Annotated in this window: 9 protein-coding genes; 1 reads left to right on the top strand and 8 read right to left on the bottom strand. The window is 58.1% G+C overall.

Annotated features, from left to right (window positions below):
- Positions 1-698: 698 nt before the first annotated feature.
- Positions 699-2075: an O-antigen ligase gene (locus tag ABIA45_RS38535; protein ID WP_225174700.1), complete on the top strand. Its 1377-nt coding sequence runs from the start codon at positions 699-701 to the stop codon at positions 2073-2075.
- 387 nt (positions 2076-2462) lie between these two features.
- Here the strand turns inward: ABIA45_RS38535 and ABIA45_RS38530 are convergent, their stop codons facing one another.
- Genes ABIA45_RS38530 through ABIA45_RS38495 form a run of 8 tightly spaced genes read right to left on the bottom strand, consistent with a single transcriptional unit; the run spans position 2463 to position 11825 of the window.
- Positions 2463-3914, bottom strand: coding sequence for an ABC transporter ATP-binding protein (locus ABIA45_RS38530; protein ID WP_404655518.1), 1452 nt, complete (start codon positions 3912-3914; stop codon positions 2463-2465).
- Positions 3904-4722, bottom strand: a complete 819-nt coding sequence (locus ABIA45_RS38525; RefSeq protein ID WP_225174646.1) for an ABC transporter permease — start codon at positions 4720-4722, stop codon at positions 3904-3906. Before ABIA45_RS38525 ends, ABIA45_RS38530 begins: the two co-directional genes overlap by 11 nt.
- A gap of 50 nt (positions 4723-4772) precedes the next feature.
- Positions 4773-5108 carry a polysaccharide biosynthesis protein gene (locus ABIA45_RS38520; protein ID WP_404655517.1) on the bottom strand — a complete coding sequence of 112 codons (336 nt, stop codon included), beginning with the start codon at positions 5106-5108 and terminating at the stop codon, positions 4773-4775.
- 46 nt (positions 5109-5154) lie between these two features.
- Positions 5155-6375: a hypothetical protein gene (locus tag ABIA45_RS38515; protein ID WP_225174644.1), complete on the bottom strand. Its 1221-nt coding sequence runs from the start codon at positions 6373-6375 to the stop codon at positions 5155-5157.
- Positions 6372-7691 (bottom strand): glycosyltransferase, encoded by a 1320-nt coding sequence (locus ABIA45_RS38510; RefSeq protein WP_404655516.1) that lies wholly within the window; start codon positions 7689-7691, stop codon positions 6372-6374. The genes ABIA45_RS38515 and ABIA45_RS38510 overlap by 4 nt, the downstream gene beginning before the upstream one ends.
- Entirely contained in the window at positions 7660-9039 is a 1380-nt protein-coding gene (locus tag ABIA45_RS38505) for a glycosyltransferase (RefSeq protein WP_225174642.1), read from the bottom strand. The genes ABIA45_RS38510 and ABIA45_RS38505 overlap by 32 nt, the downstream gene beginning before the upstream one ends.
- Positions 9040-10293 (bottom strand): glycosyltransferase, encoded by a 1254-nt coding sequence (locus tag ABIA45_RS38500; protein ID WP_225174641.1) that lies wholly within the window; start codon positions 10291-10293, stop codon positions 9040-9042.
- Positions 10290-11825, bottom strand: coding sequence for a TylF/MycF/NovP-related O-methyltransferase (locus ABIA45_RS38495; protein ID WP_404655514.1), 1536 nt, complete (start codon positions 11823-11825; stop codon positions 10290-10292). The genes ABIA45_RS38500 and ABIA45_RS38495 overlap by 4 nt, the downstream gene beginning before the upstream one ends.
- Positions 11826-11856: the final 31 nt, after the last annotated feature.

Here is an 11856-nt window from a genome sequence, read left to right as displayed (position 1 = left end):
TTCCGCGCCAAACGCGACACAGCGCACAAATACTGCATGTCGGACACAAAAAAAGCTCGATCCAGACGCCATCGCGAGTCTAGCCTCACCGCTCCGATAGATGGGCGCCTGCGTTGTCGGTGGAGCACATTTAAAGAATGAAGATGGGCAACTCGTAATGCAGGACATCAAGCCAAAATGGGGGGCTGAGTCCCCGCTTGCGATGGCTGCTTTGCAGGATGCACATGCGCAACGAGACCGCTGCCGTAGCACGCGTCATGCGCCGGATTTCTGTTGTTGCGCCGCGCATTCCATTGCACCGATGTGCTTCCCCTTCCGGGGTGATCCCATGAGTTTTGAGGGCCGCCTCGGATGAGTGCAGTACTTGGTGATTCTGCATCCTGTCCCTTCATTCTTCTCCTTGCCCCAAGCCGGCCGCAAAAGTCGCAACATTGTTCAGCTTCCGTTGTACGGCTTCTCCACCTTGCGCATTGAACGCCCCATACTCAATCTTCGAAGACATAGAGGCTGACGTAGATCGATAATTAGCTTGGGCTTATCCCCTAGTTTGGTTTAAGTGCCGTTTGATACTATCAGTTGCCGGTTACACTTTTCATTTTTGATATGCAGTGAACTGCCGGCATAGACTTCGCCGGCTGCAGGTCATCAGCGACCAAACAGCGGGGGGACGCCGCTCAGCTCCCATCTAGGACCAGAACTTGCTTCTTCCGATGCTCACGTTGCTAGCTCTCAAGCTCGACACCGCCACATCCCGGTTTGCGACTGAAGCGTGCCTCGCGTGTACCACCTGGAGCGGTCCTGAGCTGGCCCGCGCGGAAGCTCTACGAAGTCGCAACGTTGACGTCGCGGTGCTGGGCCTTGCGGCGGCATTGCCTTGGTCGACCACGGCAACCAGCATACTTGGGACCGCCATTCTCTTTCTCATTTGGCCGATGATCGGGAGGGAGCGGTTGCTTACAGCCGTAAGTCAGCCTGCCGGAGCCCTGCCGGTTGCGCTCGTAATGCTTGCCGTCATCGGAACCGCCTGGGCAACCGGGGTACCTTGGTCAGAGCGGCTCGGCGCTCTCGACAAGATGATCAAGCTGCTGCTGCTCCCGCTCCTGTTGCTGCACTTCCAGTACAGTAGACGGGCGACATGCATATTCGTCGCCTTTATCGGATCGAACGTCATTTTGCTGGGGTATTCCTTCCTAGCATACGCAGTGCCCTCGTTGGCCATTGTTGAAAAAGTTGGTTACGCGGGCGTTCCGGTGAGAAACTATATCGACCAAAGTCAGGGATTTGCGTTCGTTGCGATTGCCTTGGCAGGTCTCGCGTTCGAGGCCGCGTCTCGAAAAAACCGCTATTCAGCTGCGGCCCTCGGAGCGACCGCTAGCCTATTCTTCGCTAACCTAGCCTTCGTCAACGTCGCTCGGACTGCATTCTTTTACATCCCCATCATGTTGGTTCTGTTGATGGTGCGGTACGTAAATCGAAGGCAACTCGTTGCAGGACTGATCGTTGCGGCGATCATTTGCGGGGGGGTATGGCAGATATCTCCAAACCTCCATCGAAAAGTCTCTACGATTTTCGCGGAGTTGGCTGTGCAGCCGGATGCTCCAATAGGAGTGAACGAGCCTTCGGCAGCCATGAGACTTGAATTTTGGCGCAAGTCATTGCGTTTTTTTGAAATGGCGCCCTTAATCGGCCATGGGACCGGTTCGATCCGAGGTCTCTTCCAGCAAGATGCGATCGGCCAGGCAGGGGTATCGGCCGTTGTTGTCAGAAATCCTCATAATCAGACGCTTGCCGCTGCCGTCCAGTGGGGCAGCATCGGAATCATAATTCTTTGGACAATGTGGATAGCCCATCTACGGCTCTTCCGCATCAGCGGCCCGGCCGCTTGGATCGGCTTGCTGGCGACAGCGCAAAATATCGCAAGCTCGGTCTTCAACTCTCATCTGATGGATACGTACGAGGGCTGGCTCTACGTTCTGGCGGTTGGAGTAGCAGGCGGAGAAGTGTTACGTATTCAAACCAGCAATCCGGTTCTTCGCAAAACCGCGGAACGATCGCAGGCAACTCAGGCGCAGTGAGTTGCGAGTTCTTGGCTTATGTGCGTCGATCCGGATTTGCCGACCGCATCTCGCGCAGCGCACATCCAACAAGGCGTCGCGGCTAAGATTGGGCTGTCGCGAGTCATGATTTCAGAAATTTCAGATTTAGGTTGCCCACGTTCACGAGATGTTGGCGCCATCCAGCAATTTCAGTAGCGGGCCCGACCGAACGACAGCAGCGTGTCTTCTGCTGGCGCCGATCGGGAGCGGATTCTTACTTGGCTAGAATTCGTATGCCAGCGCGATGACGGGGCTCGCGACTCTCTAAGCCGAGTGAGGCGCGGATATTTTTCTAACGAGTGAGCAGCTAAGAGAAGCGTCAGGTTGCGTCAGCCGCGTCCGTTTCGAGGCGCGCTCATAGACTACTCAATCGCGCAGATTTGTCTCGATTATCTTGAGTTCCATTTCTTGCATAGGTATCGCGACCATAACGCCGTTACGGTGCCGCGAGTGCACGTCGAACAGCAGCGCGTCGTGTTGCCAATGGTGCTGCACATGGACGTCGAGAGTGCCGGAGGCGATGGCCGTCGTCACGGAGTAGCGTCCGGATGCGAGGTTAGGGAGAACGAACACGAAGCGGGCCGCGACCTGCTGTCCTTGCCGAAAAACCAATCCTTGGTCGGCATAGCTCAAAAATGTGTTGTCCCCGAACAATGGTTGGCCGAGGCGATCTTTGACATGAAAGCCGACGATGGGACTTTCCATATCCGCGGCGATCTTGATCCGAATGGTTATCGCGATTGCCTCGCCGCCCTCGATCCAGGACAGTGGCGTGCCGTCCGGAGCCGTCATCGTTGTTTCGACAATTTCGGCAAGCCCGCTGCCGAAAGAGCTGCTCTCCTCGCGGACGTCAAAGATAGGCGGCTCCGCCTGTGGTGCAGGCGGCCGAGGCCTCCTGGCCGCCTCGCCTTCCTTAGCAGGAGGCATTGCCAAGGACCCTGCCCCCTTGTCGGAGGTTTGGTTCTGACTGGCCGCGACTTTACGAGGGCGGGGGCGCGCCAATCGAACAACATTTTCCGGCAAACCCATCGCCTGGGCCTGGATCGCCGCGGCATATGCCTCACAGACATCCTTGGCGGTGCCCTCCATTTGCAGTCGTCCTTTGTCGAGCCAGAGGGCGCGCTGGCAGAGACTCATCACGGCGCCGGTGTCGTGACCGCAAAACAGAACCGTGCCGGTCTCTCGGAATTGCCGCAGCCAGCGCAGGCATTTTTGCTGGAAATAGGCGTCACCGACGGCCAGCGCCTCATCGATGATAAGAATATCGGCGTCGACATGGGCGATCACGGCGAACGCCAACCGCATCGCCATGCCACTGGAATATGTCTTGACCGGCTGGTCCACGAAGCCGCCGATATCTGCGAAAGCGACGATGTCGTCCATTCGTGCCCTAGTCTCCTCCTGGGACAGTCCGAGCACCGAGGCGTTCAGAATCACGTTCTCGCGGCCCGTATATTCCGGATTGAAACCCGACCCTAGTTCCAAAAGCGCCGCGACCCTTCCTTTGACCTGAACGTCGCCGGCCGTCGGAGTCAAGGTGCCACATACTAATTGCAACAGCGTCGACTTGCCCGATCCGTTGCGGCCGATCACGCCTACAGTCTCACCGCGGGCTACTTTGAAGTCGAGCTCCTGCAATGCCCAGTGACGACTGAAATAGGTCTTCTCGCCGAGTTCAGCGCCGAAGCAGCGCGCCACCGGGCGGACATACCGTTGCAGACGTGGCACTACGCCCTGCAGCAGACGATCGGTGGGCTGGGAATAGATTAGATACGCCTTTGAGAGGCCTTTGGCCGCAATGGCCAGGTTAGAGGACATCGGCGAATCCGTTTCTTAACCTCTGAAAAATCCAAAATCCGCATGCAAGCGCTGCCAGCGCCGCCAGACTGTAAATCGTAAGTCCGACGAAATCCGGCCACCGGCCGAAAATCGTGACGTCGCGCGCTTGTTGCACCACGAAGGTGAGCGGATTGAGTAGGATGACGCCTCTGAACGATTCTGGAATCGCCTCGATCGGAAAGAAGATCGGCGTCAGGAACAACGTCACGGTGATGAGCAAGGAGACAAGTTGCGAAAGGTCGCGTAGATAGACGCCCGCGGCTGCAAAGAAGAACACCAAGCCGATCACAAACAGCAGATAAGGAGCGATCACAAGCGGCAGCATCAGAACAGTGAAGTAGATCTTTCCATTCAGCAGAAGGTTGCCGATGAGGACGATGGCGATGCCGATGCCTGCGTTCACGAGCGCCGTAAGGACGGTAACGACTGGCAATATCTCGAGCGGGAACACCACCTTTGTGACGTAGCTTGCGTTTCCAAGCACAAGAGCAGGAGCGCGCGCCACTGCCTCGGCGAATATCGTATGGACCACCATTCCGGTCAGACAGATGACGGCGAAGTCGAACGGTCCGTCAGACATGCCTGGCCAGCGCGCCTGGAACACCTTGCTGAAAACGAAGGTATACACCGCCGCCGTGAACAGCGGCATCAGCACCGCCCAGGTGCCGCCGAGCATGCTGCCGCGAAACCGCTGTGTGAACTCCCGCGCCGCGAGACGAAAGATAAGGACGCGGTGACGTCCCAGTGCTTTGACGAGTTCGGCGAGCGAGGCTGGATGGTGCTGCATTGTTGAGGTTCAACTTTTCCGGGAGAGTTCGTCCTGGGCGAAATCCAGGTTCAAAAGACCGTTTTCCACGCGGTGGACATCGAGCAATTCCGTGCTTTCGGAGGTGTCGTCCGATCGGTTGGCGTGATCGAAGGGCCGGCCTTCGCGTGCGTCACAAAAGAAGCGATCACGTACCCGCGGGAGGCCATGACTTTTCCGTAGCGATTGGCACACAGGATCGTGTCCGTGTCGAGTGCGAGTGAGGTTGCTTTGACAGCCATCGGCTTTTCCATGAACGCATTGCTCATGCCCATGGCATCTTGTCGGTCGAAAACACGACGACGCGCTGAACGAGAGGTGGGGCCTCCGAGCATCCTGGAAATTCCAGTCACGTGAACCTTCTGCATGGAAATCCCCAACTGGCGCGCAGCTGCCCCAACTTCGATCTGATGTCTACTCAAGGCATACGTCCCGCTTTTGATACCCAAGAAACTGGCGCACGCCGGCTTCCATGCGTTCGAGGGTAAAGTCCGCCATGAAGGATTCCTGAGCAGAAAGGGCGAGATGCGCATAGAGCTGGGCATCCTCGACCAAATGCATCAAGCCATCATATACGGCGTCGGGGTCCATGGACTGGCAAATGAACCCGGCGCCCGTCGATTTCAGGTATTGCGCAGGACCTGCATAGTCCGGCCCGTGGAAAAGGATTGGTCTGCCCGCGGCGAGGTAGGTTGGGATTTTGGATGGGAAACTGAGTTTGGCGACGTCGGCCATCGAAGTCGCATAGGGGTACGGGCAGTAGAGAATGTCGCACGAATCCGACAATAGCTCCACGGATTTCGCCTGCGATTGCCAACCAAGAAAATCAAGATGATCGTCTGGTATGGCTATCGGGCGCTGATGCCCGAATACGCGAACGGTTACTCGACGGCCGGCCACTTGCCAACGAGCGAGTTCGAGCGCCCTCACGAGCGCAAGCCATTCTTCATTGGCATAAAATTGGCCAGCCATTCCGATCACCAGTTCGCCGGTGGTTCGCAATGCCAGCTCTGGCCGTCGCGCGATAGACCGATCGAGCGAGGCAATGATGGCCTGGCTCGGTGTCCCATAGAGCTCTTCGTATTGCCCGGCCATGGCCCACGAGGCGGCAGCACAGGCGGTCGCTGCTCGCATCGTTCGGTCGAAGGCGGCGAGATCCCATCTGCGGTTGAAACGATCGACACCGTGAGCCCGGAGCCACCAATCCAGCGGATCCCAAATCTGGGCGCGGAGCGGAACGCCGAGTCCGTCTGCAACCCCAGCGGCCATTCGGACCATGGTTTGGCCCTGAAGGATGACCCAGAGGGATGAGACGTTCTGTTCTTTGCCGTAGGCGACAGCCTGCCGCACCAGCGGCGAAATCCTGGTCCGGCGGCGGAACGTCTCGATTGCCGTCGCGCCAACCGATCCAACCGAAATCCCCCGAATGCTGCGACAGCTGAGTTCGTTAGGTTTGACCACAAAGCGTATCGGGAGATCAGCCAGGTCCGGATAAGGCTCCGGGCTCAGATGGCGGTTTTGCACGCAAAAAATCGCCAATTCTCCGGCGGGGACGAACCGGCACATTTGCGCTGTGACAATCCCGGCCGTGAGGTTGCTGGAGGGCGGTATGTCGGTGAGCAGTAGCGTCTTCATTGTGACGCAGCCTCGCTGGGACTGTTCAAGGCATGCTTGTCGGCCACGGACCGGTACAGTCCGGCCAGCCGCCAGGCAAATAGTCGATCGCCGTACAAATCTTCGGCGGTGGTCCGCCCCGCCGATCCTCGCGCACGTCTTTCCGCTTCATCGGCGGCAAGGCGGCGTATGGCCGCGGCGAGGCCATCGATATCCCCCATCGGGACCGATATACCGACATCAGGAGCCCGGGCGACTTCGGGCAGGGAGGTGCCGTCAAATACGATTACCGCTTTCCCGCACGCCATCGCCTCAATCGCCATCATGCCGAACGCTTCCGCGGTCGACGGCATGACGAAAAAATCGGCAGCCTTGAAGGTGTCGAGAATCAACGCCTCGTCGTTTGTCCATCCCAAATCGATGATCTGATGCGTTCCGATGAATTCGTTGAGCTTTTCCTTGGCGTGGGTCGCTACGATACAGAGCGGGACATTGATTTCTCCCAGACGGCGAAGGGCTTGTAGGAAGAAGTCAAAGCCTTTGTATGGACTGTCGGGGAAAGCCCTCACGCCTATCACCAACCGGTTTGGCAGCACCCCGAGGCGCGCTCGCGCGGCGGCGCCATCGCCTGGACAGAATTTCTGCAGGTCGATGCCGAAGGGAATGCAATGCAGCCGGATGGCCCGACCGATCGGCGATGATTGCACCATCCGCCGCATATGCTCGGATGCAACCACAACATCGATGTCGCTCTTGTGGATCAGCCGCTGTTTCCACTCAAAATCCTGGGCCGTGCGATCGCGGCGCATCTCGAACACGAGGTCCAGCCTCGGACATTCCCCACAGCCGATTCTCCACCTTTCGCAGCCCAGCGGATAGATGCAGTGCCCCGTCATCGGCCAGGGATCGTGCCAAGTCCAGATACTCGGCTTGAGCCGGCTGAGCCAGGGCAGCGCATCAAGTCCGAAATAGCCATCGTGAATGATGTGATAGTGAACCACGTCTGCTTCGCGAAACGCACGATGCAGCGGCAGCGTGAACGATTGAAGTTGGAGGCGCGAGTGAATGGAATACGCCCGCTCGATTCTTCCTAACATTTTCGTCAGGTCGCGACTGCGAGGAATTCTAAAAAACTTGCTCGAGGCGTTGCTGTCGCTCAGCTTGTTCCAGACTAGATGATGCGTTTCGATCCCGTCGGCCGCGAGTAAGTGGCGAACGTCGAAGCCGTTAAAACGACTTCCGATCAGGTCGGATGAATTAAGCTGAAGTACCTTCATGCTTTGAACACCAACACGCAGTTCGCAATCATTGGGCAAATGCCCGTCGGTAGAACTCATCCATTTTCGGACGTAGCACTTCGACCGCCAGTCTCGATTTTATGATTTCGAAATTCTCGATAGCAGCAGCGTCAACCAGATTGTCGTCGGTCAAGGCGGTTGCGAAGCGCTCGCATATCTTCTCAAAATCGTCCGGCGGGATGGCAAAGCCGGTCTTTTCGTGAACAAACCATTCCTCACAGCACGAGGTATTGGTCTGGATCGGAAACGCTCCCATCACCATTGCTTCCAGCACCGACGTCGAAATAGCGTCAGAGATGCTGATCCCGAGATATATCCGCGCCTGGCCGAAATGTCGCAGGATGTCGTCATGCGTGGCCCAATCGATCACCTTGATATTGAGGATTCCCGCCTCGGCAAGTTCTAGCGCGCGGACGCGTGGTTTTGCACTGACCGAGAACAGAACGATCGTGTGATCCTTCAGCTGCTCGGCAAAGCGCTCGAGCACCGCAAGCGACACCATCGCGCGCCCGGCAAAATGATCATAACCCTTGACCATGATCAGCTTGCGCCTCGAGGGGGGCTCTGGATCACGGAGCGACAGGACATGGTTGATGTCCATGCCGCCGGAATTCGGCAGAACCGGCAGGTCCGGTCCGCGATATCCGAATTCCCGTCCAAGTGCGAGGTCGCGATGGCATTCGCAGGAGTAGAGATCGATAGCTTCGCACACCCGCCGGATCTGCCGCGCATGGTCGGGTTGCCGGCCGAATAAAAAGATATCGCTGCCCCAGTTAGTCGCGAGCCAGCGAGGAAACGGACCTTTGATACGATCGCGCGCAGCGAGCACGAGATAGGCCGAATGTTGAAACTCCATCGAGTGGATCAAATCCGGCTTGAGCTTGCTGATGAGAGAGGCAAGCACGTCAGGACCATGAATGCGCAGTGTGGTTTGATTACTCTCGTCATCGCGTCCGAGGCGAACGGTTTCCGTGACATCGGCAATGGCGCCGATAGTCTGAAAAGTCGACAAGTGTCGAATTTTCACGCCCGAACTTGTGGTGTCAAAGGGCGGCGGCTCAACGTCGATAACTTCCGCTGTCGGACTCATCAACATTGCTTGCTTGATGCGGTTCAAGGCATATGCTGGGTCGGATCGCAGGAGACGCAGGAAGTTGAGGACGCGAGAACGGATACCTTTCCGGCGGGCTTCCTTCACGGCCTCTTTTGGCGGTTCGTCCAGGACCGGAACGTGAAGCGTCAAATCCCGCAGCTTGTGATGTGGAGTGCTCGGCTCGAGCGGAAAAATATGGAGGTCATAACCCAGATCCGTCGCGATATCGATCCATCGCGCGGTGTGCGGGCTATTGTGCATCGCTACAAAGAGTATCTTGCGGCGCACGGTCATTCAGCGATCCAACGACGAGATGACTGAACAAAACGCATCTCGCGCCCGCTCCACGTGGAATTCCTCGGCAAGGAGTGCTGCGTTCTCGGTGAGACCGTGCCTAAGTTTGCGATCGTTGGAAATCGTGGTCAACGCCGCGACCAGCCGATCTGGATCGGAGGTGTCGACAATCAGGGCGGCGTTAGCCTTCCGCAGGAGCTCGGTCGCAAAGGACCCGGTAGGCGCATGAACCAGGATAGGAGTGCCGGCGGCGAGATACTCTCCGAGTTTGGCGGGCGAAGATGATAGGATCGCCTCGGGAATCGCGGAGTCGAATGACAGCGGTAGAAAAAGGACGTCCGCATTTCGTTGCAACGACAGCGCGGTCGACTGGGAAGTATGTGCATGATGGTGCACATAGGGGCCGTCAAGGCCGCTTGCGGCCAGCGCAGTAATGGGCTGAGAGGTGTAGACGTGGAGTTCGAAGCGGCCCGCCAACCGGTTAAGCGCCGCGTTCAGATTGCGAAAGGCGCTCGCCTGCGCCGAATACACTGATCCCGTGTACAGTAAACGGCAGGGCCGTCCGGCGTGTCGTTCCGGCTCATCCTGCGGTATGCCGGTGGGCTCATTGGAGAAGGCCGCAGGGTCTACGGGATTTCTCACAATATAGATCTTCGCCGCCGGAAGACGCGCGCGCACGTCGTTCGCCAGGACTTCGTTCGGGGCGATTATGGCGCCGGCGCCGCGGCCCCATATCGGCTCCCAAAAACGCGCTAGCCACCGGTAGATGCCTGGCTCCCACTGAAAGATGGGGTCATCGAACAGATAGGCGACGAAGGGCACCTTGAGCCGCCGCGACGCAAAGTAAGCTGCGGGAAGGTCGAACGGACTGGCCGTGCAGCCCACGATCGCATCGACCGGCTCGTCCCGCAGGATCGACGTAATTTCCTTCGTTCTCGACATCGCGCTGCGCAGCAACCCACCATAATTGTTTAATTTCCGCAACGCTACGGGTGCGCGAGATATCAATTGATGGCGGGGAGCACCAAGCGAATGATAGCTGCCGAAGCGGTGGCCATCGGCCTCGAGCGCTTGAAGTTGATCCGTGAGGTAGACCGGAGGAGCAACTCTTGCAGGTACCATGAGATGCTCCAGAACTCTCGCTTGTCCACTCGCAGACGGAGGCGCAGCCGTGGTGACCACGGCGAGTTTCGGCAATCGTGATGGACGTTTTCCGGCCACCGGCAGGCTTTCCTTGGGAACGTTGCGGTTCATGCCTCACCGCCGAGATTGGCCGGAGATTCGGCAGACGAATCCTTTGGCACCTGCCACCAAATTGCCGCGCCGTCGACTTCGTGCATAGGTGCTACAATTCCATAACGAGCTCGGAAGTCATCCACGGCCTGGGCGCAGGCCTTGAGGATGTAATCGTCGACAATCACGAATCCGCCTGGAGACACTTTCCCGTAGAGTGCGCTGAGGGTATTGATCGTGCTTTCGTACATGTCGCCATCGAGCCGCAGAACGGCCAATTTTTCGATGGGGGCGGTTGGCAAGGTGTCCTTGAACCATCCCTCCAAGAACACGACTTGTTCGTCCAGCAACGCGTACCGACGAAAATTGGCCTCGACTTCTGCGCGCGAGACGGCGAGCTGCGCGAACGTGTGGTGCTGGTCGCCGGCGTCCGCGGGGTAGGCGGCTTCGTCAGGAGCAGGTAGGCCGCGAAAGCTATCTGCGACAAATACCCGGCGGCTTGTGTCTCCGGCCGCTGCCAGAATGCCCCTCATGTAGATGCACGCGCCCCCACGCCAAACCCCAGTCTCGATAAGATCGCCTGGCACGCTTTCTTGGAGCGCACGCTGCGTTAGGACCCGCAAGTTTCGCATTCGCGCCGTGCCGATCATCGTCTCGGCCCGCGACGGCCAGTCTCGTCCAACCGCCCGGCGCGCGGGGTCGAAGACATCTTTCGCCCAGGGGGCCTGTGAGACATCCGGGTGCAGCGTGCCCGTCAGCGAGGCTTCCAAAAGGTCGAGAAAACGATCCGCCGCCGCCATGCCGGCTCCAGCAACCGATCCGTTTAGCCGGTTGCGAAGGCTCCGGAAATGCTCATCTTGTCCACTGCGAAGGGCAACAAGGTTTGCGGTTAATAGCGGCATTTGGCTGGTAAATACCGCCTGAGCTTCCGCGAAACGGCCCAGGAGAAGATTGCCGAGCGTAGGGAGATGTTCGTGGATATGCGCGCTGAGCTCCGCGACATGTTCCTGGAGTCGAGCGACATCTGCTAAGCTACGAGCGAGACTATCGGCTCGCTCGTTTGAGGCGGCAAGCTGACCCTTGGCGCTTTCCAATTCCCGTGAACTTTGGGACTCACGTGCGGACGAAGCTGCCAGTTCACTCCGGATGCTTTCCAATTCCTGCGAGGCTTGGGCTTCACGGGCGGACGAAGCTGCAAGTTCACTTCGGATGCTTTTCAATTCCCGTGAGACTTGGGCTTCACGGGCGGACGAAGCTGCAAGTTCACTCCGGATGCTTTCCAATTCCTGCGAGGCTTGGGCTTCACGGGCGGACGATGCAGCCAGTTCGCTCCGGACGCTTTCCAATTCCCGCAAGGCTTGGGCTTCACGGCCGGATGATGCTGCCAGTTCGCTCCGGATGCTTTCCAATTCCCGCAAGGCTTGGGCTTCACGGCCGGTCGAGGCCGCAACTTGGTCTTGGAGCACACCGATCTGTGCATACAGCTCTTTAAATACCCACAACTTTCGGGCAGCTCGACCGAGCATTGAGTGGTTCTGTTTTGGCTGCGTCATAGCCTCCGCGATTCCTCAACAAATCAAAACA

The sequence above is a fragment of the Bradyrhizobium sp. USDA 336 genome, from assembly GCF_044908355.1.
Taxonomy (GTDB): Bacteria; Pseudomonadota; Alphaproteobacteria; order Rhizobiales; family Xanthobacteraceae; genus Bradyrhizobium; species Bradyrhizobium yuanmingense.
Note: the sequence above shows the minus strand (reverse complement) of the source record. Positions and strands in the feature narration are given on the sequence as shown.